Source organism: Kibdelosporangium persicum, assembly GCF_013280595.1.
GTDB classification, from domain to species: Bacteria; Actinomycetota; Actinomycetes; order Mycobacteriales; family Pseudonocardiaceae; genus Kibdelosporangium; species Kibdelosporangium persicum.
Genome location: NZ_JAAATY010000019.1, coordinates 39,442 through 65,596, shown reverse-complemented (window position 1 = coordinate 65,596; position 26,155 = coordinate 39,442). Strand labels below are relative to the sequence as shown.

Genomic DNA, 26,155 nt, shown 5'->3' with positions numbered 1-26,155 from the left:
ACGCCGATGCGGGTTTTCAAGGACGTCGACGAGCTGGCCGCGGCCAAGGGCGAGGTGCTCGGCACCGGTGAGTGGCGGGAGATCACCCAGGAGGCGGTGAACCTGTTCGCCGACGCGACCGGTGACCACCAGTGGATCCACGTGGACGTGGAGAAGGCGAAGGCCGGGCCGTTCGGCGGCCCGATCGCGCACGGGTACCTGACGCTGTCGCTGGTCCCGGTGCTGGTCAAGGACATCTACAAGATCGAGAACGTCACCATGGTGGTGAACTACGGCTCGAACAAGGTCCGGTTCCCGTCGCCGGTCCGGGTCGGCTCGCGGGTCCGGGCCACGTCGGAGCTGGTCGACATCACCGACGTGCCGGGCGGCATGCAGGCCGTCACCAAGGTCACCGTGGAGATCGAGGGCGGCGACAAGCCGGCCTGTGTGGCCGAGATCGTCAGCAGGATCGTCCGATGAGCCTGCCGGGGCTGGACCTTGACAAGCTGCGGGGCAAGCTCGGCGACGGGCCGCTGTCGGCCGAGCTGATCGAGGGCGGCCGGTCGAACCTGACCTATGTGGTCACCGACGGCACGCGGAAATGGGTCGTGCGCAGGCCACCGCTCGGGCACGTGCTGCCCACCGCGCATGACATGAAGCGCGAGTACCGCGTGATCACGGCGTTGAAGGACACCGCGGTGCCGGTGCCGGGCACGCTGTTGCTCTGCGAGGACACCGAAGTGCTCGGCGCGCCGTTCTACGTCATGGAGTTCATGCCCGGGACCCCGTACCGCAGCCGGGACGAGCTCGGCAAGCTCGGCCCGGAACGGACCAGGGCGATCGCGTTCTCGTTGATCGACACGCTGGCCGACCTGCACGCCGTCGACCCGGCCTCGGTCGGCTTGGCGGACTTCGGCAGGCCGGAGGGCTATCTGGAGCGCCAGTTGCGGCGCTGGGGCAAGCAACTGGACGCCTCCCGCAGCCGTGACCTGCCGGGCATCGACCGGTTGCAGTCCCGGCTGGCCGAGCGGTTGCCGTCGTCCACCGAGGCGACGATCCTGCACGGCGACTACCGGCTGGACAACACGCTGGTGCTGGACGACAGGATCACCGCGGTGCTCGACTGGGAGATGTCCACGCTGGGCGACCCGCTGGCGGACCTCGGCCTGACGGTCGCGTACGCCACCCGCGAGGCGCCGGACGACTCGGTGATCGCCAACGTCAGCGGCGCGCCGGGCTACCCGGGCACCGACGAGGTGGTCGACCACTACGCCCGGCGCACCGGCCGCGATGTGTCCAACTTGGACTGGTACATCGCGTTCTCGTTCTTCAAGCTCGCGGTGATCACCGAGGGCATCTACTACCGGTTCAGCCAGGGCAAGACCGTGGGCCACGGCTTCGACCGGGTCGGCGCGCTCGTCGAACCGGTCGTCGCGCAGGGCAACGCCACCCTCAAGGAGAACTGATGGACTTCGGCTACGACGCCCGCACCGAGGAACTCCGGCAGCGGCTGCTGGCCTTCATGGACGAGTTCGTGTACCCGGCGGAGGCGGTCTTCGAGGAGCAGGTGTCCTCGTCGGACGACCCGTGGAGCCCGCCGCCGGTGGTCGAGGACCTGAAGCGGGAGGCGCGCGAGCGCGGCCTGTGGAACTTCTTCCTGCCCGGTGAGCACGGCGCGGGCCTGACGAACCTGCAGTACGCGCCGCTCGCGGAGATCACCGGCCGCAGCCCGCACCTGGCACCGGCCGCGCTGAACTGCGCGGCGCCGGACACCGGCAACATGGAAGTGCTCGCGATGTTCGGCACCGAGCAGCAGCGCAAGCAGTGGCTGCACCCGTTGCTGGAGGGCGAGATCCGTTCGGCGTTCGCGATGACCGAGCCGGACGTGGCGTCCTCCGACGCCCGCAACATCGCCACCCGCATCACCCGGGACGGCGGCGACTACGTGATCAACGGCCGCAAGTGGTTCATCTCGGGCGCGATGAACCCGCGCTGCCAGATCTTCATCGTGATGGGCAAGACCGATCCCGACGGCGAACCCCATCGCCAGCAGAGCATGATCCTCGTGCCACGGGACACGCCCGGCATGACGATCAAGCGCGGCATGCACGTCTTCGGTTACACCGACGGCGATCACGGCGGTCACGCCGAGATCGAGTTCGACGACGTGCGCGTGCCGGCGGAGAACCTGATCGGCGAGGAGGGCGGCGGCTTCGCGATCGCCCAGGCCCGCCTCGGCCCCGGCCGGATCCACCACTGCATGCGCCTGATCGGCATGGCCGAACGCGCGATCGAGCTGATGTGCAAGCGAACCGTGTCCCGCACGGCATTCGGCAAACCCATCGCACAGCAAGGCGTCGTGCAGGACTGGATCGCGGAGGCACGGGTCCGCGTGGAGCAGTTGCGGCTTCTCGTCCTGAAGACGGCGTGGCTGATGGACACCGTCGGCAACCAGGGCGCGCACACCGAAATCCAGTCGATCAAGATCGCCACGCCGATCCAGGTGGAATGGATCCTCGACAAGGCGATCCAAGCCCACGGAGCGGGCGGCGTCAGCCAGGACACGCCCCTGGCGTCGCTGTGGGCACACGCCCGGACCCTGCGACTGGCCGACGGACCGGACGAGGTGCACAAGCGCTCACTGGCCCGGCGGGAACTGGCGAAGTACACCCGCTGACGTAACCGCGAGGCTGTTGGGCGCAAGCCCAGCAGCCTCGCGTCAGCGCCTCTTTCGTCCTGCGCGCGGGCACGAGAACGTCACCGTCATTTCGTGACCGGTTAGCCTGCACGCGTGGGGCGTGTCGGGACATGGCTTGGTGCAGCGGCGGCAGTGGGTGTGACGCTGTGGCTGCTCGTCGCCCACGGCAGTGCCAACGTCGACAGGGTGCTGTCCACGGACATGGGCTGGCACGCGGACTTCGACACATTCCACCGCTCCGCGGTAGCCCTGCTGCACGGTGACTCGATCTACGACACCGGCGCCAAGCTACCCAACCTCAATCCGCCGTTCTGGACGGTTCTCCTGGCGCCGTTCGGGTTCCTCGGGCCGCTGACCGCGTATCGGCTGTTCGGCGTGCTCACCGCGGCGTTCATCGTGTCCGCCGGTCTGCTTGTGGCCCGTGAGCTGCCCGTCTCGCGCCGGGCGAAGTGGCTGCTCTCCGCCGCTTTTGTGCTTTCGTCGCCGCTGATGGGCACGGTCGCGCTCGGTCAGGTTTACGGCCTGCTCGTGCTGGGTCTCGCGGTGGCGTGGGTCGGGGGGAAACGGGACAGGCTGGTGCTCGCGGGTGTTGCTCTCGGCCTGGTCGTCGCGATCAAGCCGACGCTGGCGCCGATCCTGCTTCTGCCCGTCGTGCGACGTCAACGGCACACGATGCTGGCCGCGGCCGCCGCCGTGGCGGCAGCGACGATCGCCGGCCTGGCCGCGGGCCCGGAGAACACGGTGCGCTGGCTGCAAGTGCTCAGGATCGAACAGCTCAGCACGTTCGGCGACAACGCGTCCCTGCCCAGCCTCGTCGCCAGGTTCGGCGGGCCCGCGTGGCTCGGGTTCGTCGTGGCCGGCGCCTTGCTGATCTACACACTCCGGAAGGTCCGGCACGATCCGGACATCGCGCTGTGGGCCGTGACCGCCGCGACACTGCTGCTGTCACCGGTGGCCTGGCACAACTACCTGGTGTTGTGTTTCCCCGGCGTGTACGTGGTGTTGCGGCGCCGCCGGTCCGCTACGACCGCGTTGATGGTGACGCTGCCCTTGATCGGCGTGGAGTGGGGATTGCACCTCTGGCACGGCGACTCGCTGGTCGACAAGGCCGGCCAGTCGCTGTACTGCTTCGTGCTGCTGACGTACTGGTACGCGCTAGCCGTCCAGCACGACCGCGATGATCCCGGCCAGGTGGGCCAGGCGCGCGACCTCGGCGGCGCGGAACATCGGCCCGCCAGGGCGGCCGACCAGTAGCACCCGGTCCGGCTTGCCCAACGGCGTCGCGGCGAGCTCGGTGCCCAGTTCCCGCCAGGTCTCCGGGACCCACGGCTCCTCGCCGTCCAGCACGGTCGCCTTGGCCAGCGGCATGAACGGCAGCTCGATGGTGAGGATCTCGGGCGCCGCCGGGCTGGCCGCCAACGGCTGCGTGCCGCTCGCGTCGTGCTGGATCACCACCGCCCAGCCCGCCCGGATGATCTTGGGGACGCCCTCGGTGAACGTGATCAGGCCGTCCTTGGGCTCGGCCGCCACTTCCTCGACCAGTTCCAGCTCACGGTGGGTGTCGAGCACGCCCGCGTACGGCCGGACGGCGTCGACTTCCACGCCCTCGATCGACTCGGCCGCGGTGATCAGCATGTCCGGCAGCCGTCCGGACGGCAGCTCGACGACCAGGTCGTCCACGGCGACCCCGGAACCACGTTCGACCACGTCGACGCTGAGGATGTCGGCGCCGATCTTGCCGAGCGCGGACGCCACCGCGCCCAGTGTTCCCGGGCTGTCCGGGAGTTGCACCCGGATCAGGAAGGACAAGGCGAACGCCTCCTGCGTCGTGCGCGGAACCTTGCCGTCCGCACCTGCTGCCGGGCGCCGATTGTCGCAGATGGGCGCGTACCCCCAGGAGTAGGCGTCCGGGTCGTCTGGGTTAAGAACAACGTCTCGGCGGATAACCCGTTCGGGCCCCGGTCAACCCTCGCCATAGACTCACCAGGTCCCAGAATGAAATGTAATCCCCCGGGGGTTCGTGGAGTGCCAACCATCTCCCGCGACGAGGTCGCGCATCTCGCCCGGCTGGCCCGGCTCGCGGTGACCGAGCAAGAGCTGGACAAGTTCGCCGGCCAGCTCGACATCATCCTGCAGTCGGTGGCCCAGGTGACCGAGGTCGCCGCCGACGACGTGCCGCCGACCTCGCACGCCGTGCCGCTGACCAACGTCTTCCGCGACGACGTCGTCCGCCCGGGGCTGACCCAGCAGCAGGCGCTGTCCGGCGCCCCCGCGGCCGAGGACGGACGGTTCCGCGTGCCCCGCATCCTGGGAGAAGAACAGTGAGTGAACTCACCCGGCTGACCGCGGCCGAACTGGCCGCGAAGATCCAGGCCAAGGAGGTCTCGGCGGTCGAGGTCGCCCAGGCCCACCTCGACCGGATCGCCGACGTCGACCCGGCGGTCCACGCGTTCCTGCACGTCAGCGCCGAGAGCGCGCTGGCTCAGGCGCGCGCGGTCGACGAGGACGTGGCCGCGGGCAACCAGCCCGCCTCCCCGCTGGCCGGTGTGCCGCTCGCGCTCAAGGACGTCGTGACGATGCAGGGCGCGCCGACGACCTGCGGCTCGAAGATGCTTGAGGGCTGGCACCCGCCGTACGACGCGACGATCACCACGAAGATGCTGGAAGCCGGCATCGTGATCCTCGGCAAGACCAACATGGACGAGTTCGCGATGGGCTCGTCCACCGAGAACTCCGCCTACGGCCCGACCCGCAACCCGTGGGACCTCGACCGGATCCCCGGCGGCTCCGGCGGTGGCTCGTCGGCGGCGCTCGCCGCGTTCGAGGCGCCGCTCGCGATCGGTACCGACACCGGCGGCTCGATCCGTCAGCCGGGCGCGGTCACTGGCACGGTCGGTGTGAAGCCGACCTACGGCGGTGTCTCGCGGTACGGGCTCGTGGCGTTCTCCTCGTCGCTCGACCAGGCCGGGCCGTGTGCGCGCACGGTGATGGACGCGGCTCTGCTGCACGAGGTGATCGGCGGGCACGACCCGCTGGACGCCACGTCCATCGACGAGCCGGTGCCCGCGGTCGTCCAGGCGGTCCGTGAGGGTTCGATCGGCGACCTGCGTGGCCTCAAGATCGGTGTGGTCAAGGAGTTCTCCGGCGACGGCTACGAGCCGGGCGTGATGGTCTCGTTCAACGAGGCCGTCGAGCGGTTGCGGTCGTTGGGCGCGGAGATCGTCGAGGTCTCGTGCCCGCACTTCAAGTACGCGCTGTCGGCGTACTACCTGATCGCGCCGAGCGAGTGCTCGTCCAACCTGGCTCGGTTCGACGCGATGCGCTACGGCATCCGCGTCGGCGACAACGGTGAGCGCAGCGCCGAGGAGGTCATGTCGCTGACCCGTGACGCCGGGTTCGGTCCCGAGGTCAAGCGCCGGATCATGATCGGCACGTACGCGCTGTCGTCGGGTTACTACGACGCCTACTACGGCTCCGCGCAGAAGGTCCGCACGTTGATCAAGCGGGACTTCGAGGCCGCGTACGAGAAGGCGGACGTGCTCGTCTCGCCGACCACGCCGACCACGGCGTTCCCGCTCGGTGAGCGCACCGACAACCCGATGGCCATGTACCTCGCCGACCTCTGCACGATTCCGGCGAGCCTGGCCGGGCACCCCGCGATGAGCGTGCCGAGCAGGCTGTCGGGCGTCGACGGGCTTCCGGTGGGACTGCAGATCATGGCGCCCGCTCTGCAGGAGACCAGGATGTACCGGGTGGCGGCGGCCTACGAGGTGGCACGCAACGAAGCCGACGGCGGCCCGTTGATCAACCGGGTGCCCGAACTGGAGGTGGCACGGTGAATTTCAAGAAGGTTCGCGGCCTGCTCGGCCTGGTCGGTTCCGTCTTCGGCGCGGTGAGCGCGGTCCAGGGGTTCCGCAACGCGCGCAAGGACAAGGACAAGCTGCTCCTCGTCAACGCATCCGCCAGCATCCTCGTGGCGATCACGGGTGTGCTGCTGACCATCCGCGCCATACGTAAGGACGAGCTGAAGTGACGGCTGCTGCCGAGCTGATGGACTACGACGAGGTCATCTCGAAGTTCGACCCCGTCCTCGGGCTCGAGGTGCACGTCGAGCTGTCCACCGCCACGAAGATGTTCTGCGGCTGCCCGGTCACCTTCGGCGGGGAGCCCAACACGCAGGTCTGCCCGACCTGCCTTGGCCTGCCCGGGGCGCTGCCCGTGGTCAACGCGAACGCCGTCGCGTCGGCGATCCGGATCGGCCTGGCACTCAACTGTGAGATCGCCGAGTGGTGCCGGTTCGCGCGGAAGAACTACTTCTACCCGGACATGCCGAAGAACTTCCAGACCTCGCAGTACGACGAGCCGATCGCCTTCAACGGCTGGCTGGACGTCGAGCTGGAGGACGGAACCGTGGTGCGCGTGGACATCGAGCGCGCACACATGGAGGAGGACACCGGCAAGTCCCTGCACGTGGGTGGCGCGACGGGCCGGATTCACGGCGCCGAGCACTCGCTGCTGGACTACAACCGGGCCGGCGTGCCGCTGATCGAGATCGTCACCAAGCCGATCACCGGGACCGGCGCCCGCGCACCGGAAGTGGCGCGGGCGTACGTGACGGCCCTGCGGGACCTGTTGCGTGCCTTGGACGTCTCCGACGTCCGGATGGACCAGGGCTCGCTTCGCTGCGACGCCAACGTGTCCCTGATGGCCAAGGACGCGTCGGAGTTCGGCACGCGGACCGAGACGAAGAACGTCAACTCGCTGCGCTCGGTGGAACGGGCGGTGCGCTTCGAGATGACCCGCCAGGCGGCGGTGCTCCAGGCCGGCGGCAGGATCGTCCAGGAGACCCGGCACTTCGACGAGTCGACGGGCAGCACGTCCTCGGGACGGGCCAAGGAGACTTCCGAGGACTACCGGTACTTCCCGGAGCCCGACCTGGTCCCGATCGCGCCGTCCCGCGAGTGGGTCGAAGAGCTGCGGCAGACACTGCCGGAGATGCCTTCGGTGCGGCGCAAGCGGATCCAGGCCGAGTGGAACCTCACCGACCTGGAACTGCGTGACCTGCTGAACGTGGGCGCGGTGGACCTGATCGCCGCGACGGTGGACGCGGGCGCGTCGCCGGGTGAGGCCCGTGCGTGGTGGGTCAGCCAGCTGGCGCAGGAGGCCAACAGCCGCGGCGTGGAACTGGCGGACCTGCCGATCACGCCGAAGCAGGTCGCCGAGGTGATCAAGATGGTCGCCTCCGGTCAGCTGACGAACAAGCTGGCCCGCTCGGCGGTCGAGGGCGTGCTCGCGGGCGAGGGCGAACCGGCTGAGGTCGTGGAGAAGCGCAACCTCAAGGTGGTGTCGGACGAGTCGGCGCTGACCGCCGCGGTCGACGAGGCACTCGCCGCGCAGCCGGACGTGCTCGAGAAGATCCGCAGCGGCAAGGTCGCCGCGGCGGGCGCGATCGTCGGTGCGGTGATGAAGGCGACCAAGGGCCAGGCCGACGCCAAGCGCGTCCGGGAACTGATTCTGGAACGCGCCAACGCCTGACCCAGGTGAACAGACAGATGTGCGGGCCACCCCCCGACAGGTGGCCCGCACGTTCTTTTCCCCGTCAGTCGGCCAGTGCCGGGACCGGCTTGGCCGCACCGTCCTCAGTGGACGACGAGGCGACGGTGAAGTCCCGCAGCGGCTCGGACTTCACGAACCACGAGACCACGAAGCCGATGGCGATGAACACCGTGGCGACCACGAAGATGCTCTGGATCCCGGAGACCATGCCGCCGAGGTAGGCGTCCCGCACCGGCGCGGGCAGTCCCTCGATCATGTCCGGGCTCAGTTGCCCGCCCGCGCTGGTCAGCCGCGATCCCGCGGAGCCGAGCGCGCCGGTCATCGAGTCGGTGATCCGGCTGGTGAAGATCGAGCCGAGCACCGCGACACCCAGCGAACCGCCGATGTTCCGGGCGAACGTCGCCGTGCTCGTCGCGACGCCCAGGTCACGCAGTTCGACGCTGTTCTGCGCGATCAGGTTCGTCGTGCCCATGAGCAGACCGAGGCCCGCGCCGATCACGATGATGTACATGCTCGACGTGAACGAGCTCGTGGTCAGGTCGAGCTGGGTCAGCAACAGCGTTCCGACCGCCATCACGCCCATGCCGATGATCGGGAACGTCCGGTAGTGCCCGGTGCGGCTGGTCAGCTGGCCCGCCAGGGTCGAGCACACCAGCAGGCCCGCCATCATCGGCAGCAGCAACAGTCCGCTGTTCGTCGCCGACGCGCCCTGCACGATCTGCTGGTACTGCGGCAGGAAGCTGACCGCGCCGAACATCGCGAAGCCGGACACGAACGCCAGCGCCGACGCCAGGCTGAAGTTGCGGATCCGGAACAGCCGCAGCGGCAGGATCGGCTCCGCGACGCGGTTCTCCACCCAGGCGAACGCCGCGAGCGCGGTGACCGTCAGCACACCGAGACCGATGATCTGCCACGAATCCCAGGCGTACTCCGTGCCGCCCCAGGTCGCGAGCAGCACGAGCGAGCTGATGCCGACCGTCAGCAGCCCCGCGCCCCAGTAGTCGATCACGGCCTTGCGGGTGCGCTTCGGCATGTGCAGCGTGGCGCCGACGACGAGCAGGGCGGCGATGCCGAGCGGCAGGTTGACGTAGAACGCCCATCGCCAGTCCAGGTAGTCGGTGATGAAGCCGCCGAGGAACGGCCCGCCGACCATGGCGACCGGCATGATGGCCGCGAACATGCCCTGCACCTTGCCGCGTTCCCTGGGCGGGACCATCTCGGCCATGATCGCCATCGCGCCGACCATCAGGCCGCCCGCGCCGAGGCCCTGCACGGCCCGGTACACGATCAGTTCGGTCATCGACCCGGAGGTCCCGGCCAGCGCCGAGCCGATCAGGAACAGCACGATCGACGCCATGAACATGCTTTTGCGGCCGTAGAGGTCGCTCAGCTTGCCCCAGATCGGCGTGGAGACCGCGGAGGCGAGGGTGTACGCGGTGACCACCCAGGCGAAGTGGTTCAGGCCACCCAGGTCCCCGACGATCGTCGGCAGGGCGGTGCCGAGGATCATGTTGTCGAGCATGGCCAGCAGGATGCCGATCATCAGTCCGGCGAAGACTGTGTACTGCTTGCGCTTCGTCAGAGGCGCTGTGGTCGTCGAAGGTGCGCTCATGGTCCCGTCCCAGCTATGCTTACTTGCCGTCCGGCTAGCTACTTGCTAGCCGTACGGTAAGCTAATGGCTAGCCGGTCGTCAAGTAAGTTGGAGTCGAGATGGGCGCACGCTCGGATACGAAGGAAAAAATCCAGGACGTAGCCCTCGAGCTCTTCGGCGAACAGGGCTACGACAAGACGTCACTGCGGGAGATCGCCGAACGCCTCGGTGTGACCAAGGCGGCGCTGTACTACCACTTCAAGACCAAGGAAGAGATCATCACCAGCCTGCTGCAGGCAGCGGGCGAGCGGCTCGACGTGGTCTCCGAGTGGCTGGCCGGCAAGGAACCGACCCCGGAGAACCGCCGCGAACTGCTGGAACGCTACGCCGCCGCGATCAACGAAGGCGGCAGGCACTTCAAACTGATGCGCCTGATGCAGGAGAACCAGCCCGCCCTGCGCGAGCTGGCGGCGGGCATGAAGGGCCACGAACGGATGCAGGCCTTCGTGGACTTCCTGACCGGGCCCGGCGCCTCACTGGCCGACCAGCTCAAGGCCCGCCTCTCGATCATCGTCCTGCACATGGGTCAGTTCACCCTGCAGGAAACGGACTCGACGCCCGAGGAACGCCAGGCGGCGGCCCTGGAAGTCAGCCTGGAACTGAACGGCTGAAGGTCAGTCCTTGCCGCCACCGGCCGCGGAGGACACGATCGCGATCAGCACGGCCCGGTCGTCGCTGGACACCGGCGTGCCGCCGGACTTGTTGACCGTCCCGGCCAGCGCGAAGCTCGGATTCAGCACGGCCATCGCGCCCAGCCGCCCGAAGCCGTCCTTGTCCTGCATGGACGGGGTCGGCTTGGCGGTGATCACGCCTTCCGGGTTCAGCGGCAGGTTCTGCATGTTCCCGGCCACCGACGTCGCGACCATCAGCAGCGCCGGGGTCACCACGCAGCCCGCGACCCCCGGCTTGTCCGGCCAGGTCCACACCGGGTTGCCGAGCGGCTTGCCGGGCTCCACGCGGTAGATCGCGTCCCGCTGGGCCGAGCGGTCGGTCACCCACGGGCGGCTGTCCACGCCGACGCAGATTCCGCCTGGCGTGTGGAAACCGGCTGCGATGATCGCCGAGCTCGGGTCCGGGTTGTCCTTCGCCGGTTTGCCCGCCGTGTCGATCCGCAGCAGCTTGCCCGCCAGCGACTTCGGGTCGGCGGCCAGCGCCGGGTTGCCCGCGTCACCGGTCGCCACGAGCAGGTTGCCGGTGCGGTCGCGCATCATCGCGCCGCGGTTGCCGGACGTGCCCCGTGGGATGCCGGTCAGGACGGGCTTCGGTACGTCGCCTGCGGTGAAACGCACAACGCGGTTGTCGGTCGGCGTCGTGATGTACGCGTAGACGAGCTGGTCTTCGGTGTACGTCGGCGACAGGGCGAGCCCGGTCAGGCCGCCGTCGGTGGTCCCGTCGACGGGCAGCGTGATCACGGCGCGCGGGTCGGTGCCCTGCTGTACCTGCATCACGCGACCGGACTTGCGTTCACCCGCGAGACCGGCGGGCGGGTCGCTGTTGGCGAACGGCGCCACCGCGTCGATCGTGTCCATGCACGTCCCGATCACGGCCGGGTGGAAGTCCTTGCAGCCCTGCGGCGGCGGAACGGGCGTGTTGGGCACGTTGTCGCCACCACCGCCCCCGCCCTGGCCACCGCCGCCGCCACCGGAGCCGCCGCCGTCCGAGCCGGGGCCACTCTCCGGCGCCAGCTGCGGCTGGGTGGTCCAACTGGTCGGCGGGGGTTGCTCGGCGAACGACACGCAGCCGCTGAGCGCGAGGCCAGCGGCGACGCAGCACGCGGCAAGCCGCCATCCGGAACGTGACACGTCACCCAGGCTAGGTGCGCAGCCGTGAACCGTAGGTAAGCGCAGGCGGGATCAACGCGTCGATCGGGTCCCGGCTCGGCGGGCGCGCCAGCTCACGGGCCCGCTCCACCGCGGCGGCACGGCGCATCAGCATCCGCAGCTCGTCGACCACCACGTCCGGTGCTTCCAACGGGAGGAAATGGCTGGTCGGGACGATCCGCACACGTGCCTGCGGCAGCATCGAAACGGGTTTCGACGCCCGCTCCGGTGAGGTCAGGATGTCGTACTGCCCGGCGAGCACGGTGATCGGGCACGTCAGCCCGTGCAGCTCGCGTTGCGGCACGGAACTGATCGCGAGCGCGAGCGTGAAGTACCAACGCCAGTCGTGCTGCACGAACCGCCGCAGCACGTGCACGACGGCCTGCGTGTCCGCGCCCGGCAGCATCAGGCCGCTGTGCTGGGCCAGTGTGGCGGTGAACGTGTTCACCGGAATCCGGTGCAGCACCGCGTCGACCAACGGCGAGATCGCCCGCAGCGCGTGTGTCCCGCCCAGTGCCACCGCGCGACGGACCACCGCCGGGACGCCGAACGAGCCGAACATCGCGCCGAAGAGGTCACCGGGCACGCCCGCGGTGAACATCAGGCCGGACACCCGGTCCGGATGCCTGCGTGCCAGCTCGGCGGCCACCATCACGCCCACTGACCAGCCCATGACCACACAGCGCCGCACTCCGGCCGCGTCCAGCACGGCCAGCGCGTCGGCGACGTGGTCGGCCAGTTCGATCCGGCTCTCGTCCACCGGCCGGTCCGATCCCATCGTGCCGCGGTGGTACCAGGACAGCACCCGTACGCCCGCGTCCGGCAGCAACAACGCCGGCCACACGTCCGGCGGGGTGCCCAGCCCCGGGCACAGCAACACCGGCGGGCCCGGGTTGTCGGTGCGCCAGCCGCGAATCCTCGTCCCGTCCGGCGAGGTCACGTCGTGTTCGTGCATCGACGCAGAGTCTGCCCTAGGCGACCGGACGATTTGATGACGCCTACTGTTGTTCTCGTGCCGATCACTGTCCTGGTGCCTGACGATCACGGAATGTCCGTACTGGCCGGGCTGGACGGTGTGCGAGCCGTCCGGTTCGAGGTCGGCGAGCCCCTGCCACCCGGCGCCGAGCAGGCCGAAGTGCTGATCCCGGGCTTCCAGGCCGGTCGCCGGGCGCTCGGTTACGTGCCCGATCTGCCGAACCTCAAGCTCGTGCAGTTGCTGTCGGCGGGCGCGGAGAGCTGGATCGGCAAGCTGCCCGACGGGATCATGCTGGCCAACTGCCGTGGTGCGCACGGCGGCAGCACGGCCGAGTGGGTCATGGCGGCGCTGCTGACGATCTACCGCGAGATGCGGGAGTTCGCCGACGCACAGCGGGAACGCCGGTGGGACCTGCACAAGACCGACACGCTGCAAGGCAAACGTGTGCTCACGATCGGCGCGGGTGATCTCGGCAGACAGCTCAGGCGCAGGCTGGAGGCGTTCGACGCGCACGTCACGCTGGTCGGAACGACCGCGCGGGAGGGCGTACGCGGGGTGGACGAACTTCCCCGGCTGCTCGGCGACTACGACGCCGTGGTCCTGATGGTGCCGGTCACCGCGAAAACCGTGGGAATGGTCGACGCGGATTTCCTGTCCCGGATGGCGGACGGTGCCGTGCTGGTCAACGCGGCACGCGGTTCGGTGGTGGTGACCGACGCCCTGGTCGCGGAACTGCGGTCGGGCCGGTTGCGGGCCGCGCTCGACGTCACCGAGCCCGAGCCGCTGCCGTCGGATCATCCTTTGTGGACCGCCCCTGGCCTGCTGCTGACCCCGCACGTGGCCGGGACGTGCGAGGGCAACTTCGAGCGCGCGTATGCGGTGGCGGCAAGTCAGATCGCGATGTTCGCGGCGGGCGGGAAACCGTCGAATCTTGTCCGCGGGGAGTATTGAGAATGACTTCGTAGAGCGTTTCGGCGCGGTTTCCCGTACCCTGCCCGCCGTGAGTACCGACGATGACCGCTCGACCTCCGCGGGCGGCTACCCAGGGATGTATTCCACGGGCGGCGAGGACTATTCCGGTGGTGGTGCCCATCGGATGGCTGAGCCGTCGGACGAGGATTACGGCCGGTACGACGATTCCGGCTACAGCAGCTCGTCCACCACCACTGTGCTGTCCAAACCAGGTGCGGAGGAGGAACGCCGCAAGCCGGGCTACGCCTGGCACGGCGGGCTTGATTTCGGCTTGCTGGTGCTGCGTCTCGTGCTCGGCGGCACGTTCGTCGCCCACGGCCTGCAGAAGCTGTTCAGCCTGTTCAACGGGCCGGGCATCGACGGGTTCGCACAGTTCCTCGGCACGCAGGGCTTCAGCCAGACCACGCTGCTGGCCTGGGTGACCGGGGTGTCCGAGCTGGTCGGCGGCGTTCTGCTGGTGCTCGGCCTGTTCACCCCGGTCGGCGCGGCCGCCGTGCTCGGGGTGATGGCCAACGTGATCTTCCTCAAGTGGAGCGGCGGGTTCTTCAGCCCGCGCGGCTTCGAGTGGGAGCTCGCGCTGGGCGCGGCGGCGTTCACGCTGCTGTTCACCGGCCCCGGGCGGATCTCGCTGGACCGGCCGACCCCGTGGGGACGGCGCCCGGTGCCGCTCGGCCTGTTCATGCTGATCGTCGCGGCCGGCCTGTCCGTCGTCACGCTTGTCGTGTTCAGGTAAGGACTTCCGGGTTGACCAAGGCCCGGGGGCGGTGCCCGGCGATGCCGTCGAGCAGGTTACGCACGGCGAACAGCCCCATCGCCGCCCGGGTCTGGACGGTCGCGCTGCCCAGGTGCGGTGCGAGCGTCACGTTGTCCAGGTCGAGCAACGCCGCCTCGACCTGTGGCTCCCGTTCGAACACGTCCAGCCCTGCCGCGAAGATCTCGCCGGCGCGCAACGCTTTCGCCAGCGCCGCCTCGTCCACGAGCGGTCCCCGTGCGGTATTCACCAGGACGGCGGTGGGTTTCATCCGGCGGAATGTGTCCGCGTCGAACAAATGCCGGGTCTCCGGCGTGAGCGGGGCGTGAATCGAGATCACGTCCGACTCGGCGACCAGGGAATCGAACGAAACCCCACCGGACCGTGAATTGTGGATGACGCGCATGCCGAATCCCTCGGCCCGCCGCGCGGTCGCCTTCCCGATCCGGCCGTAGCCGACAATTCCCAGTGTCCTGCCGTACAGATCGTGGCCGAGCATCATCCGCGGTCCCCAGACCCACGGCTTTCCGGTACGCAGGAAGCGATCCGCCTCGGCGATCCGGCGGACACTGGCCAGGATCAACGCCCACGCGAGATCCGCGGTCGACTCGGTCAGCACGTCCGGCGTGTTGGCGACCAGCACACCCCGCCGCGTGCACTCCTCGACGTCGATGTTGTCGTAGCCGACCGCGTGGTTGGCGACGATCTTGAGCCGCGGCCCGGCCGCGTCGAGCAGCTCGGCGTCCACGCGCTCGGACAGCATGGTCAGCAGGCCGTCCTTGTCCTGGGCGCGCTTGAGGAACTCCGCGCGCGGCATGGCCTCCGGCGGGCCGGTGTACAGATCGACCTCGCAGTGGCCGGTCAACGCCTGCATCGCTTCGTCGACCATCTCTCGGGTGACTAGAACCTGGGGCACCCGCCGACGATAGCGCCGCTGATCACCCGGTCAGGCCGGCGCGTACCGCTTTTGTCGCGTCGATGCTCGCGCCGAGGAACCGCGCGATGACTTCCTTGTCCCGGTCGGCGAACTCGTCCCACGCCCTGGTCAGCGCTTCGTTGAGCGGGACGAAGAACGCGCGGCCCAGCTCCAGCGCGCTGTCGTTGACGTGCAGTTCGACCTTGCGGCGGTCGTGGGCGCTGCGTGTGCGGTGGACGTGCCCGGACGCCTCCAGCCGGTCGAGCACGGCGGTGGTGGCGGACGGGCTCATGTGCAGGGCCTCGGCGAGCCTGCCTGGCGACATCGGCTCGCCGGTCCACCGGGCGTCCATGATCAGCGCGAGCGCGTTCAGGTCGGTGCGGTGCATCCGCTGCTTCTCGCCGAAGATCTCGGCGAACCGATCGGTCTCGATCGTGAGTTGCCGCAGCAACCTGACCAAGATCGAGTTGTCGACCATGCGCCCTCCGGTTAGAGTTTCGCCAATCGAATTATTCGACTGTCGAACTATATCGGTGTCGGAGGACATTCTCCCGTGAACGCGACCAGATCACGCATCCGCTGGCTGCTGCCCGCCGTCGTCGCGGTCGCGTGGCTCGCGCTCGGCGGCTTCGCCGGGCCGTTCGCAGGCAAGCTCAGCCAGGTCTCGGTCAACGACAACACCGCGTTCCTGCCCGCTTCGGCAGAGGCCACCGAGGTCGCCGGCCGGCTGCGGGCGTTCGGCGGCGAGCGCGGCCTGCCCGCCGTCGTGGTGGCCGAACGCGCGTCCGGTCTGACGCAGGCCGACCGTGACTGGCTGGGCAGCCGGGACCTGCCGGGCGAGGCGTCCCCGGTCATCCCGTCGCCGCGGGACGACCAAGCGGCCCAGGTCGTCGTGGCGGTCCAGGCCGACGACCCGGCGGCAGGAGTGGAGGAGATCCGGGCCAAGCTCTCCTCGCCGCCCGACGGGCTCACGGTGCTGGTCGCCGGGCCCGCCGCGCAGGTCGCGGACCTCAAGGAGGCGTTCGGCGGTATCGACGGCCTGCTGCTCCTGGTCGCGGGCGCGGTCGTGGCGGTGATCCTGGTGCTGGTCTACCGCAGCCCGCTGCTGCCGTTCGTCGTGTTGTTGTCCGGTGTCTTCGCGCTGGGAGTGGCGAGCCTGGCGGTCTACCTGCTGGCCGACGCGGGCGTGCTCGACCTCAACGGCCAGAGCCAGGGCATCCTGTTCATCCTCGTCTTCGGCGCGGCGACGGACTACGCCCTGCTGCTGGTCTCCCGGTTCCGTGAGGAGTTACGCGACACCGAGGACCGCTACCAGGCCATGCGAGCGGCGTGGCGGGCCACGATCGAGCCCATCGCCGCGTCCGCGGGCACGGTCGTGCTCGGCGTGCTGTGCCTGCTGTTCAGCGACCTGAACTCCAACAAGGGCCTCGGGCCGGTCGCCGCGATCGGTGTGGCGGCGGCGTTCCTGGCCTCGGTGACGTTCCTGCCCGCCATGCTGGCGATGCTCGGCCGGTCCGCGTTCTGGCCGGTACGCCCGAAACTCGGTTCACCACATCCGGAGTCGAGCGGCGTGTGGGCACGTGTCGCGCGCCTGGTCGACTCCCGGCCGCGTGCGACCTGGGTGCTCACCACCTTGGTCCTGCTGGTCGGCGTGGCTTTCGTGCCACAGCTCAAGGCTTCCGGAACCGCGCAGTCCGACGTGTTCCTGACCGATGTGAACTCCGTTGCCGGTCAGGAGGTGTTGTCCCGGCACTTCCCCAGCGGCAGCGGAGCCCCGGCCGTCGTGCTGGCCAACGCCACGCAGGCCGAAGCCGTCACGCGGGCGGCGGCCGTGAACGGAGTCGTGGAGGTCCGGCCTTCGGGACAGGCACAGGGCCTGGTCAAGCTGGACGCGGTGCTCGCCGACCCGGTCGACTCCGACGCGGCACTGGCGACCGTCGAGCGGCTGCGGGAGGCGGTACGGGCCGTGCCGGGTGCCGACGCCAAGGTCGGCGGGCCCACCGCCACGCAACTGGACACGCGGGAAACGTCCGAACGCGACCGCCTGGTGATCATCCCGATCGTCCTGGTGGTGATCTTCCTCGTGCTCGCCTTGCTGTTGCGGGCGTTGCTGGTACCGCTGCTGCTGATCGCGACGGTGGTGTTGTCGTTCGCGGCGACCATGGGCGTGTCGGCGCTGGTGTTCAACGACGTGTTCGGATTCCCGGGTGCCGACCCCGTCGTGCCGCTGTTCGGGTTCGTGTTCCTCGTGGCGCTGGGCATCGACTACAACATCTTCCTGATGACGCGAGTCCGGGAGGAAGCGGCACAACTCGGTACGCGCCAAGGCGTTCTCCGCGGTCTGACGGTGACCGGCGGCGTCATCACCTCCGCCGGAGTGGTGCTCGCCGCGACGTTCTCGGCACTGGCCGTCCTGCCGATCCTGTTCCTCGCGCAGATCGCGTTCATCGTCGCGTTCGGCGTGCTGCTGGACACGTTCGTGGTGCGCTCGCTGCTGGTTCCCGCGCTCTCGGTGGACGTCGGCAAGCGCATCTGGTGGCCGTCACGCCTTTCCCGCGGCTAGCAGACGTACATGCGTGAGCCGGCGCACCTGGGTGCGCCGGCTCACCGTGGACACAGCCGAATTCCGGGCCAGGTCAGGAAGGAATGCGGCGCACGGCCCCGGTCGACGCGTCGGTGGCCATGTGCGCGTACGCCCGCAAAGCCGCGGTGACCGGGCGATCCCGGTCCACGGGCTGCCAAGGCCGTTCCCGTGACTCCATCTTCGCCCGCCGCTCGGCCAGGACCTCGTCCGGCACAAGCAGTTCCAGCGTGCGGGTGGTGACGTCGATCAGGATCTGGTCGCCGTTCTCCACCAGGCCGATCGTCCCGGCGCCCGCGGCTTCGGGGGAGATGTGCCCGACCGACAGGCCCGACGAGCCGCCGGAGAACCGGCCGTCGGTGATCAGCGCGCACTTCTTGCCGAGCCCGGCACCCTTCAGGAAAGCCGTGGGGTGCAACATCTCCTGCATCCCCGGGCCGCCCGCCGGGCCCTCGTAGCGCACGACGAGCACGTCACCCGGCTGGATTTCCTTGTTCAGGATCACCGACACCGCCTGCTCCTGGCTTTCCACGACCCGGGCGGGCCCCTGGAACCGGAACAGCGACGGATCGATCCCGGCGGACTTGATGACGGCGCCGTTCTCGGCGAGGTTGCCCCGCAGCACGGCCAGACCACCGTCGGCGGTGTACGCGTGCTCCTTGTCGCGGATGCAACCCTCGGCCGCGTCGGTGTCCAGAGAGGACCAGCGGTTGGTCGTGGAGAACGCCTCCGTGGTGCGGACGCCGCCCGGCGCCGCGTGGAAGAGCTCGATCGCCGCGTCGGACGCCGTTCCGGACCGGATGTCCCATTCGGACAGCCACGCCGCCAGCGACGGGCTGTGCACCGAGTGCACGTCGCGGTTGAGCAGGCCGGCACGGTCCAGTTCACCGAGGATCGCCGGGATTCCGCCGGCCCGGTGCACGTCCTCCATGTGGTAGTCGGAGTTCGGCGAGACCTTCGACAGGCACGGCACCCGGCGGCTGATCGCGTCGATGTCGGCCAGCGTGAAGCCGACCTCGCCCTCCTGCGCCGCGGCCAGGATGTGCAGCACGGTGTTGGTGGAGCCGCCCATCGCCATGTCCAGCGCCATGGCGTTCTCGAACGCCTTGCGGGACGCGATCGACCGCGGCAGAACGGCAGCGTCGTCCTCGCCGTACCAACGCTTGCACAGTTCGACGACGGTCGTCCCGGCCCGGGAGAACAGCGCGCGCCGGGCCGCGTGCGTGGCCAGCGTGGAACCGTTGCCCGGCAACGCCAGCCCGAGCGCCTCGGTCAGGCAGTTCATCGAGTTCGCGGTGAACATGCCGGAACACGAGCCGCACGTGGGGCACGCCGAGCGTTCGACGATCGACAGCCCGTCCTCGTCGACGGCTGGGTTCGCGGACGCCGCGATCGCCGTGATCAGGTCGGTCGGCGCCTGCGCGACACCGTCGACGATCACCGCCTTGCCCGCCTCCATCGGCCCGCCCGACACGAACACCGTGGGGATGTTCAGCCGCATGGCCGCGTTCAGCATGCCGGGGGTGATCTTGTCGCAGTTGGAGATGCACACCAGCGCGTCCGCCTGGTGCGCGTTGACCATGTACTCCACCGAGTCCGCGATGATCTCGCGGGACGGCAACGAGTACAGCATTCCGCCGTGTCCCATCGCGATTCCGTCGTCCACCGCGATGGTGTGGAACTCCCGTGCGACACCGCCCGCCTCGCGCACCGCTTCGGCGACGATGTCACCGAGGTCGCGGAGGTGGACGTGGCCCGGCACGAACTGCGTGTAGGAGTTCGCGATCGCCACGATCGGCTTGCCGAAGTCGGAATCCGTCATACCGGTCGCCCGCCAGAGCGCGCGGGCTCCCGCCGCGTTGCGGCCGTGAGTGGTCGTGCGGGAACGCAACTGGGGCATCGCCCCTCCAAGAATCAGCTGAGCAGGTGGAATCAGCAGCGAGGTTACTCCGCCGAGGTGTCCGGTGTGGCCGGGCTTTCCTCGTCGGCGGTGGCAGCGGGGTCGGGGATACGGCCGCCGCTGACCTGGGAGAGCAGTGACACGTGTCGCAACCGGACACCCGGCAACCGGGTCACGGTGCCGTCGGTGCCGACCGCGGACACGTGGCCACGATCGATCTTCAGCGAGGCCAGGTCATCCCAGGCCATGGTCCTGCTGGTGAACATGTCGCGTGCGGTGACGCCGTCGGTGTCAGCGGTCGTGCGATGGCGGCCCACCCAGATGATCATCAAGATCGGGAGCAGGTAGATCACGAAGAAGCCTGGCTCGGCGAAGGCGAACGGCGTCGCGGCGACGGCGAGCAACAGCGCACCCAGGTGTGCGGTCGGTGGAGTCCGGAAGACGACCTTGCTGACGGCGGTCACAAGAAGATGGTGCACGTTTGCCCGCGTGACCCGGCCATCGGGTCCCCCGATCGGGTCCACTATCCGGGATCGGCGTCTCGCAGATTTGACGCGTGCGCACGACGCGCACTACCGTCGCGGTATGTTCAACCCGATTGGTCTCGTACTTCCCAAGCGCGTCGACGCTTAGGGCTACAGACTCGTCGACGCGCGACCCTCGTGCGACCCATCCGGTCGACGGGGGTTTTTTCGTGTCCGGACCCCATAACCCGACCAACTGACTCACGAGGCAGAACCGATGACGAGCGCTACATCGCGACCCGCCGCGAAGCCCGGGGCGCCGAAACCGGGAGCCGAAGCCAAAACAGGTGACGGCTCCGCCCCGGCCAACCGTCCGAAACCAGCGCCTCCCTCGGGCGCGCCGGTGCGTGTCACCGGCGCCCAGTCGCTGGTCCGTTCGCTCGAGGCAGTCGGTTGCGAGGTGGTCTTCGGTATTCCCGGAGGGACCATCCTCCCGGCGTACGACCCGCTGCTCGACTCCACCAAGGTGCGGCACGTCCTGGTCCGGCACGAGCAGGGCGCCGGGCACGCCGCCACCGGCTACGCGCAGGCCACCGGCAAGGTCGGGGTCTGCATGGCGACCTCCGGTCCCGGCGCGACCAACCTGGTCACCCCGCTGGCGGACGCCAACATGGACTCCGTCCCGGTCGTGGCCATCACCGGCCAGCAGACCAGGGCGCTGATCGGCACCGACGCCTTCCAGGAGGCGGACATCTGCGGCATCACGCTGCCGATCACCAAGCACAACTTCCTCGTCACCGATCCGGCGGAGATCCCGCGGACCATCGCCGAGGCGTTCCACCTGGCATCGACGGGCCGACCCGGCCCCGTGCTGGTGGACATCCCCAAGGACGTCCTTCAGGAGACCACATCCTTCTCCTGGCCGCCCGAAATACACCTGCCCGGCTACCGGCCGACGACCCGGCCGCACGGCAAGCAGGTGCGTGAGGCCGCGAAGCTGATCGCCTCGGCGCGGCGCCCGGTGCTCTACGTCGGCGGCGGCGTGATCAAGGCGCAGGCCGCCGCGGAGCTGCGCAAGCTCGCCGAGCTGACCAACATCCCGGTGGTCACCACGCTGATGGCGCGGGGCGCGTTCCCCGACTCGCACCCGCAGCACCTCGGGATGCCCGGCATGCACGGATCGGTGGCGGCGGTGGGCTGCCTCCAGCGGTCCGACCTGATCATCGCGCTGGGTGCCCGGTTCGACGACCGGGTGACCGGCAAGCTCTCCTCGTTCGCGCCGGACGCACAGGTCGTGCACGCGGACATCGACCCGGCGGAGATCTCCAAGAACCGCAAGGCCGACGTGCCGATCGTGGGCGACTGCAAGGAGATCATCACCGAGCTGATCACCGCGGTGCAGGCCGAGCACGAGCGCGGCGGCGCCAACGGCGGGGCCGACCTCACCGCGTGGTGGGCGCAGATCAACAGCTGGCGTGAGACGTTCCCGGCCGGGTACGAGTGGCCGTCGGACGGCACGCTGTCGCCGCAGTACGTGATCGAGCGGATCGGCCAGCTCGTCGGCCCGGACGCGATCTACACGGCGGGCGTCGGCCAGCACCAGATGTGGGCGGCGCAGTTCGTCAAGTACGAGAAGCCGATGACGTGGATCAACTCCGGCGGCCTCGGCACGATGGGCTTCGCCGTGCCCGCCGCGATGGGCGCCAAGTTCGGCATGCCGGACAAGCAGGTCTGGGCGATCGACGGCGACGGCTGCTTCCAGATGACCAACCAGGAGCTGGCCACGTGCGCCATCGAGGGCGCGCCGATCAAGGTCGCCGTGATCAACAACGGCAACCTGGGCATGGTCCGCCAGTGGCAGAACCTCTTCTACTCCGAGCGCTACTCCAACACCGATCTCGGCACGCACAAGCACCGGATCCCGGACTTCACGCTGCTGGCCGAGGCACTGGGCTGCGCGGGCCTGCGGTGTGAGACCCGCGACCAGGTCGACACCGTGATCAAGCGGGCGCTGGAGATCAACGACCGGCCGGTCGTGATCGACTTCGTGGTCGGCAAGGACGCGCAGGTGTGGCCGATGGTCGCGGCGGGCACCGGCAACGACGAGATCATGGCGGCCCGGGGAATCCGGCCGTTGTTCGACGAGGATGAGATCTGATGTCCACCCACACACTGAGCGTCCTTGTCGAGAACAAGCCAGGTGTGCTTGCTCGCGTCGCCGGACTGTTCTCCCGGCGCGGCTTTAACATCGAGTCGCTCGCCGTCGGACCGACCGAGCACCCGGACGTGTCCAGGATGACCATCGTGGTCGCGGTTGACGAACTGCCACTCGAACAGGTGACAAAACAGCTGAACAAGCTGGTGAACGTGATCAAGATCGTCGAGCTCGAACCGAGCTCGGCGGTCCAGCGCGAACTGCTTCTGGTGAAGGTGCGGGCCGACGCCACCGTGCGCAGCCAGGTGCTGGAGACCGTCCAGCTCTTCCGTGCCAAGGTGGTGGACGTCTCGCCGGAGGCGCTGACCATCGAGGCCACCGGGACGGCCGACAAGATCGAGGCGCTGCGCCGGATGCTCGAGCCGTACGGGGTCCGTGAGATGGTGCAGTCCGGAATGGTCGCCATCGGCCGCGGTCCCCGCTCCATCACCGCGACGGCTGTTCGCTAGCCGACGCACCCCAGATTTCCCACAGGTCGACTAAGGAAACAACTAGATGAGTGTCGAGATCTTTTACGACGATGACGCCGACCTCGGCGTACTGAGCGGCAAGAAGGTCGCGGTCATCGGCTACGGCAGCCAGGGCCACGCGCACGCGCTGAGCCTGCGTGACTCGGGCGTCGACGTGCGGATCGGCCTGCAGCCGGGCTCGAAGTCCCGCGCCAAGGCCGAGGAGCAGGGCCTGCGCGTGCTGACCCCGGCGGAGGCGTCGGCCGAGGCGGACATCGTGATGCTGCTGGCGCCGGACACCAAGCAGAAGAAGATCTACGACGAGGAGATCGCGCCGAACCTGCAGCCGGGCAACGCGATCGCGTTCGGGCACGGCTTCAACATCCGCTACGGCCTGATCCAGCCGTCGAAGGACATCGACGTCTTCATGATCGCGCCGAAGGGCCCCGGCCACCTGGTCCGCCGCCAGTTCGTCGACGGCAAGGGCGTGCCCTGCCTGATCGCGATCGAGCAGGACGCCTCCGGCAACGCGCAGGCGCTCGCGCTCGCGTACGCCAAGGGCATCGGCGGCAGCCGGGCCGGCGTCATCAAGACGACCTTCAAGGAAGAGACCGAGACGGACCTCTTCGGCGAGCAGGCCGTGCTGTGCGGTGGCACGGCCGCGCTGGTGCAGACCGGTTTCGAGGTGCTCACCGAGGCGGGTTACGCCCCGGAGATCGCCTACTTCGAGGTTCTGCACGAGCTCAAGCTGATCGTCGACCTGATGTACGAGGGCGGCATCGCCCGGATGCGTTACTCGATCTCCGACACCGCCGAGTACGGCGACGTCACCCGGGGCCCGCGCGTGGTCAACGCCGCGGTCAAGGAGGAGATGCGCAAGATCCTGGGCGAGATCCAGGACGGCTCGTTCGCCCAGGAGTGGGTGGCCGAGGACGCCGCCGGCCGGCCCAACTTCCAGAAGCTGCGCCAGGAGGGCGAACAGCACCCGATCGAGGAGGTCGGCCGCAAGCTGCGTGGCCTGATGTCCTGGGTCGACCGCCCGATCACCGAGACCGCCTGACGCGAAACCCCAGGTAAACCCTCGTGAGTGTTTGGCCGGGTTAGAACCCGGATAAACACTCACGAGGGTTTTTGCTATACCTAGCGCTTATGACTGGTGACAGCGCGCCGATCTATGACGACAAGGCGCACGTTCGCGGGAATCTCGACCTAACGAAAGCAGAGTGGCAGCGCGCCGCGGAACCGGGTGCCGATCCCGACGGGGAGTACGTTGAGATCGCGTTCGTTGAGCACACCGACGGAGTCACCTACACGGCGATGCGCAACTCGAAGTACCCGGATGGCACGATTCTGGTCTTCACTCCCAGTGAGTGGGACGCGTTCGTCCAAGGTGTTCGCGCTGGTGAATTCGACGAGCCGTGGTAGTGCTGGATAACTCACTCGTAACCTGGCTGTGAGGCTTTAGACTTCTGTCCGTCCGGGCCCGGCGTCGTTCCCGGCCTGTCTCCCACATCATGAAATGATCAATTGGAGTGCGTTGCCGTGACTGCAACCAGCCGACCTGTCGTTCTGATCGCCGAGAAGCTGGCGCCGTCCGTGCTGGACGTGTTCGGCGAGGAGGTCGAGGTCCGTCACGTCGACGGCACTGACCGGCCCGCGCTGCTCACCGAGGTCGCCAACGCCGACGCGTTGCTTGTCCGTTCGGCGACCAAAGTGGACGCGGAGGTCCTCGGCGCCACCTCGCGGCTGAAGGTCGTCGCGCGGGCCGGGGTTGGACTGGACAACGTGGAGGTCCCGGCCGCGACCGAGCGCGGTGTGCTCGTGGTGAACGCGCCGACCTCGAACATCGTCTCGGCCGCCGAGCACGCCGTCGGCCTGCTGCTCGCGGTCGCCCGCCGGATCCCGGCCGCCGACCAGAGCCTGCAGGGCGGCGCGTGGAAGCGCAGCGCGTACTCCGGCGTCGAGATCAACGGCAAGACCGTCGGGGTCGTCGGCCTCGGCAAGATCGGTCAGCTGTTCGCCGCCCGCCTGGCCGCGTTCGGCACCACTCTGATCGCGTACGACCCGTACGTGTCGCCCGCGCGCGCCGCGCAGCTGGGCATCGAGCTCGTCGAGCTGGACGAGCTGCTGGCCAGGGCCGACTTCATCTCGGTGCACCTGCCCAAGACCCCGGAGACCAAGGGCCTGATCGGCGCCGACCAGCTGGCCAAGACCAAGAAGGGCGTGCTGATCGTCAACGCCGCCCGCGGTGGCCTGATCGACGAGCAGGCACTGGCCGACGCCATCAGCTCGGGCCAGGTCGGCGGCGCGGGCATCGACGTGTTCGCGACCGAGCCCACCACCGAGAGCCCGCTGTTCGGCCTGCCGAACGTCGTGGTCACCCCGCACCTGGGCGCGTCGACCGCGGAGGCGCAGGACCGCGCCGGGACGGACGTGGCCAGGAGCGTGCTGCTGGCGCTGCGCGGCGACTTCGTACCCGATGGTGTGAACGTCGCAGGCGGCGCGGTCGGCGAGGAGGTCCGGCCGTACCTGTCGCTGACCCAGAAGCTCGGCCTCGTCCTCGCGGCGACCGGCAACGGCACGCCGACGTCGATCAGCGTCGAGGTCCGCGGCGAGCTGTCCAATGAGGACGTCTCGATCCTGCCGCTGGCCGCGCTGCGCGGTGCCTTCCACGGCGTCGTCGAGTCCCAGGTGACGTTCGTGAACGCGCCTCGGCTGGCCGAGGAGCTCGGCGTCGAGGTCGACATCGTCAAGGAGCCGGAGAGCGCCGCCCACCGCAGCCTGGTGACCCTGCGCGCGGTCTACGCGGACGGCGCGACGATCACGGTGTCGGGCACGGTCTCCGGCCTCGCCCAGGTCGAGAAGCTGGTCGGGTTCAACGGCCGCAGCTTCGACCTGCGCGCCGAGGGAACGGTGCTGCTGGCCGCGTACCCGGACCGCCCCGGCGTGATGGGAACGGTCGGCACCCTGCTGGGTGAGGCGGGCATCAACATCGAGGCCGCCCAGATCAGCCAGACCAAGACCGGCAACGACGCGATCATGATCCTGCGTGTCGACCGGCAGGTGGACGCCTCGGTGCTCGACTCGATCGGCCTGAGCATCTCGGCCACGAACATCCGGGCGGTCCAGTTCGACGGCTGAGTCAGTCACGAACACACAGCGTGAGGGCCACTTTCAGGGCGTTCTATGCCCTGAAGGTGGCCTTCATGGCACAACGCGGCCGAAT

The 26,155-nt window shown here is 69.0% G+C and carries 25 protein-coding genes; 17 read left to right on the top strand and 8 right to left on the bottom strand.

What is annotated here, in order from left to right; all coding sequences use genetic code 11:
- Window positions 1-6: 6 nt before the first annotated feature.
- The 4 genes from GC106_RS29255 (at window position 7) to GC106_RS29240 (ending at window position 3,931) form a co-directional block, all read left to right on the top strand.
- Entirely contained in the window at window positions 7-459 is a 453-nt protein-coding gene (locus GC106_RS29255) for a MaoC family dehydratase (RefSeq protein ID WP_173137281.1), read from the top strand.
- Window positions 456-1,445, top strand: a complete 990-nt coding sequence (locus GC106_RS29250) for a phosphotransferase family protein (RefSeq protein WP_173137279.1) — start codon at window positions 456-458, stop codon at window positions 1,443-1,445. Before GC106_RS29255 ends, GC106_RS29250 begins: the two co-directional genes overlap by 4 nt.
- Window positions 1,445-2,656 carry an acyl-CoA dehydrogenase family protein gene (locus GC106_RS29245; protein ID WP_173137277.1) on the top strand — a complete coding sequence of 404 codons (1,212 nt, stop codon included), beginning with the start codon at window positions 1,445-1,447 and terminating at the stop codon, window positions 2,654-2,656. Before GC106_RS29250 ends, GC106_RS29245 begins: the two co-directional genes overlap by 1 nt.
- 114 nt (window positions 2,657-2,770) lie before the next feature.
- The gene (locus GC106_RS29240) at window positions 2,771-3,931 is read left to right on the top strand and encodes a glycosyltransferase family 87 protein (RefSeq protein WP_173137275.1); all 1,161 of its coding nucleotides are present in this window, start codon (window positions 2,771-2,773) and stop codon (window positions 3,929-3,931) included.
- On the opposite strand, the gene GC106_RS29235 is transcribed toward GC106_RS29240, so the two are convergent.
- A complete protein-coding gene (locus GC106_RS29235; protein WP_173137273.1) occupies window positions 3,833-4,486 on the bottom strand; it encodes an ACT domain-containing protein in 654 nt (217 codons plus the stop codon). The two genes, GC106_RS29240 and GC106_RS29235, sit on opposite strands and share 99 nt — an antisense overlap.
- A 216-nt stretch (window positions 4,487-4,702) precedes the next feature.
- Here GC106_RS29235 and gatC point away from each other — a divergent pair, with 216 nt between their 5' ends.
- From gatC to gatB, 4 genes are read left to right on the top strand one after another with little or no spacing between them, the layout of a single operon-like run.
- Window positions 4,703-5,002 carry an Asp-tRNA(Asn)/Glu-tRNA(Gln) amidotransferase subunit GatC gene (gatC, locus tag GC106_RS29230; protein WP_173137271.1) on the top strand — a complete coding sequence of 100 codons (300 nt, stop codon included), beginning with the start codon at window positions 4,703-4,705 and terminating at the stop codon, window positions 5,000-5,002.
- A complete protein-coding gene (gene gatA / locus GC106_RS29225; protein WP_173137269.1) occupies window positions 4,999-6,516 on the top strand; it encodes an Asp-tRNA(Asn)/Glu-tRNA(Gln) amidotransferase subunit GatA in 1,518 nt (505 codons plus the stop codon). Before gatC ends, gatA begins: the two co-directional genes overlap by 4 nt.
- Window positions 6,513-6,710, top strand: a complete 198-nt coding sequence (locus GC106_RS29220) for a hypothetical protein (protein ID WP_173137267.1) — start codon at window positions 6,513-6,515, stop codon at window positions 6,708-6,710. The genes gatA and GC106_RS29220 overlap by 4 nt, the downstream gene beginning before the upstream one ends.
- Window positions 6,707-8,212: an Asp-tRNA(Asn)/Glu-tRNA(Gln) amidotransferase subunit GatB gene (gene gatB / locus GC106_RS29215; protein WP_173137265.1), complete on the top strand. Its 1,506-nt coding sequence runs from the start codon at window positions 6,707-6,709 to the stop codon at window positions 8,210-8,212. The genes GC106_RS29220 and gatB overlap by 4 nt, the downstream gene beginning before the upstream one ends.
- A gap of 64 nt (window positions 8,213-8,276) precedes the next feature.
- Here the strand turns inward: gatB and GC106_RS29210 are convergent, their stop codons facing one another.
- On the bottom strand, window positions 8,277-9,845 hold the full coding sequence (locus GC106_RS29210) for an MDR family MFS transporter (RefSeq protein WP_173137263.1): 1,569 nt from the start codon (window positions 9,843-9,845) through the stop codon (window positions 8,277-8,279).
- A 99-nt stretch (window positions 9,846-9,944) separates the two neighbouring features.
- Here GC106_RS29210 and GC106_RS29205 point away from each other — a divergent pair, with 99 nt between their 5' ends.
- Window positions 9,945-10,496 carry a TetR/AcrR family transcriptional regulator gene (locus GC106_RS29205; protein ID WP_173137261.1) on the top strand — a complete coding sequence of 184 codons (552 nt, stop codon included), beginning with the start codon at window positions 9,945-9,947 and terminating at the stop codon, window positions 10,494-10,496.
- Window positions 10,497-10,499: 3 nt separating this feature from the next.
- Here the strand turns inward: GC106_RS29205 and GC106_RS29200 are convergent, their stop codons facing one another.
- Window positions 10,500-11,687, bottom strand: coding sequence for a PQQ-dependent sugar dehydrogenase (locus GC106_RS29200; protein ID WP_173137259.1), 1,188 nt, complete (start codon window positions 11,685-11,687; stop codon window positions 10,500-10,502).
- 10 nt (window positions 11,688-11,697) lie between these two features.
- Window positions 11,698-12,660: an alpha/beta fold hydrolase gene (locus GC106_RS29195; RefSeq protein ID WP_173137257.1), complete on the bottom strand. Its 963-nt coding sequence runs from the start codon at window positions 12,658-12,660 to the stop codon at window positions 11,698-11,700.
- 57 nt (window positions 12,661-12,717) lie between these two features.
- Here GC106_RS29195 and GC106_RS29190 point away from each other — a divergent pair, with 57 nt between their 5' ends.
- Entirely contained in the window at window positions 12,718-13,632 is a 915-nt protein-coding gene (locus tag GC106_RS29190; protein ID WP_312872929.1) for a 2-hydroxyacid dehydrogenase, read from the top strand.
- A gap of 49 nt (window positions 13,633-13,681) precedes the next feature.
- Window positions 13,682-14,386: a DoxX family protein gene (locus tag GC106_RS29185; RefSeq protein ID WP_312872928.1), complete on the top strand. Its 705-nt coding sequence runs from the start codon at window positions 13,682-13,684 to the stop codon at window positions 14,384-14,386.
- Here the strand turns inward: GC106_RS29185 and GC106_RS29180 are convergent.
- Window positions 14,379-15,320, bottom strand: a complete 942-nt coding sequence (locus GC106_RS29180) for a 2-hydroxyacid dehydrogenase (RefSeq protein WP_173137253.1) — start codon at window positions 15,318-15,320, stop codon at window positions 14,379-14,381. The genes GC106_RS29185 and GC106_RS29180 overlap by 8 nt on opposite strands.
- Before the next feature lie 22 nt (window positions 15,321-15,342).
- Window positions 15,343-15,798 carry a MarR family winged helix-turn-helix transcriptional regulator gene (locus GC106_RS29175; protein ID WP_173137251.1) on the bottom strand — a complete coding sequence of 152 codons (456 nt, stop codon included), beginning with the start codon at window positions 15,796-15,798 and terminating at the stop codon, window positions 15,343-15,345.
- A 75-nt stretch (window positions 15,799-15,873) separates the two neighbouring features.
- Here GC106_RS29175 and GC106_RS29170 point away from each other — a divergent pair, with 75 nt between their 5' ends.
- Window positions 15,874-17,883, top strand: a complete 2,010-nt coding sequence (locus GC106_RS29170) for an MMPL family transporter (protein ID WP_173137249.1) — start codon at window positions 15,874-15,876, stop codon at window positions 17,881-17,883.
- Window positions 17,884-17,956: 73 nt separating this feature from the next.
- Here the strand turns inward: GC106_RS29170 and ilvD are convergent, their stop codons facing one another.
- Entirely contained in the window at window positions 17,957-19,801 is a 1,845-nt protein-coding gene (gene ilvD, locus GC106_RS29165; protein ID WP_173137248.1) for a dihydroxy-acid dehydratase, read from the bottom strand.
- A 44-nt stretch (window positions 19,802-19,845) separates the two neighbouring features.
- Window positions 19,846-20,265: a PH domain-containing protein gene (locus GC106_RS48140; protein WP_173137246.1), complete on the bottom strand. Its 420-nt coding sequence runs from the start codon at window positions 20,263-20,265 to the stop codon at window positions 19,846-19,848.
- A gap of 277 nt (window positions 20,266-20,542) precedes the next feature.
- Here GC106_RS48140 and GC106_RS29155 point away from each other — a divergent pair, with 277 nt between their 5' ends.
- From GC106_RS29155 to serA, 5 genes are all read left to right on the top strand, one after another.
- On the top strand, window positions 20,543-22,423 hold the full coding sequence (locus GC106_RS29155; protein ID WP_173137244.1) for an acetolactate synthase large subunit: 1,881 nt from the start codon (window positions 20,543-20,545) through the stop codon (window positions 22,421-22,423).
- Window positions 22,423-22,929 (top strand): acetolactate synthase small subunit, encoded by a 507-nt coding sequence (gene ilvN / locus GC106_RS29150; protein ID WP_033380362.1) that lies wholly within the window; start codon window positions 22,423-22,425, stop codon window positions 22,927-22,929. The genes GC106_RS29155 and ilvN overlap by 1 nt, the downstream gene beginning before the upstream one ends.
- Before the next feature lie 46 nt (window positions 22,930-22,975).
- Window positions 22,976-23,989 carry a ketol-acid reductoisomerase gene (gene ilvC / locus GC106_RS29145; RefSeq protein ID WP_173137242.1) on the top strand — a complete coding sequence of 338 codons (1,014 nt, stop codon included), beginning with the start codon at window positions 22,976-22,978 and terminating at the stop codon, window positions 23,987-23,989.
- A gap of 89 nt (window positions 23,990-24,078) precedes the next feature.
- Entirely contained in the window at window positions 24,079-24,354 is a 276-nt protein-coding gene (locus GC106_RS29140) for a DUF397 domain-containing protein (protein ID WP_173137240.1), read from the top strand.
- A 117-nt stretch (window positions 24,355-24,471) separates the two neighbouring features.
- Window positions 24,472-26,070: a phosphoglycerate dehydrogenase gene (gene serA / locus GC106_RS29135; protein WP_173137238.1), complete on the top strand. Its 1,599-nt coding sequence runs from the start codon at window positions 24,472-24,474 to the stop codon at window positions 26,068-26,070.
- The last annotated feature ends 85 nt before the right edge of the window (window positions 26,071-26,155 follow it).

What these genes read in the sequence shown, in the direction of transcription:
- GC106_RS29255 (WP_173137281.1), top strand. Translation starts at nt 7, where the DNA reads ATGCGGGTTTTCAAGGACGTCGACGAGCTGGCCGCGGCCAAGGGCGAG.
- GC106_RS29140 (WP_173137240.1), top strand. Translation starts at nt 24,079, where the DNA reads ATGACTGGTGACAGCGCGCCGATCTATGACGACAAGGCGCACGTTCGC.
- GC106_RS29245 (WP_173137277.1), top strand. Translation starts at nt 1,445, where the DNA reads ATGGACTTCGGCTACGACGCCCGCACCGAGGAACTCCGGCAGCGGCTG.
- ilvC (WP_173137242.1), top strand. Translation starts at nt 22,976, where the DNA reads ATGAGTGTCGAGATCTTTTACGACGATGACGCCGACCTCGGCGTACTG.
- GC106_RS29195 (WP_173137257.1), bottom strand. Translation starts at nt 12,660, where the DNA reads ATGCACGAACACGACGTGACCTCGCCGGACGGGACGAGGATTCGCGGC.
- ilvN (WP_033380362.1), top strand. Translation starts at nt 22,423, where the DNA reads ATGTCCACCCACACACTGAGCGTCCTTGTCGAGAACAAGCCAGGTGTG.
- GC106_RS29175 (WP_173137251.1), bottom strand. Translation starts at nt 15,798, where the DNA reads ATGGTCGACAACTCGATCTTGGTCAGGTTGCTGCGGCAACTCACGATC.
- GC106_RS29155 (WP_173137244.1), top strand. Translation starts at nt 20,543, where the DNA reads ATGACGAGCGCTACATCGCGACCCGCCGCGAAGCCCGGGGCGCCGAAA.
- GC106_RS29210 (WP_173137263.1), bottom strand. Translation starts at nt 9,845, where the DNA reads ATGAGCGCACCTTCGACGACCACAGCGCCTCTGACGAAGCGCAAGCAG.
- ilvD (WP_173137248.1), bottom strand. Translation starts at nt 19,801, where the DNA reads ATGCCCCAGTTGCGTTCCCGCACGACCACTCACGGCCGCAACGCGGCG.
- GC106_RS29205 (WP_173137261.1), top strand. Translation starts at nt 9,945, where the DNA reads ATGGGCGCACGCTCGGATACGAAGGAAAAAATCCAGGACGTAGCCCTC.
- GC106_RS29250 (WP_173137279.1), top strand. Translation starts at nt 456, where the DNA reads ATGAGCCTGCCGGGGCTGGACCTTGACAAGCTGCGGGGCAAGCTCGGC.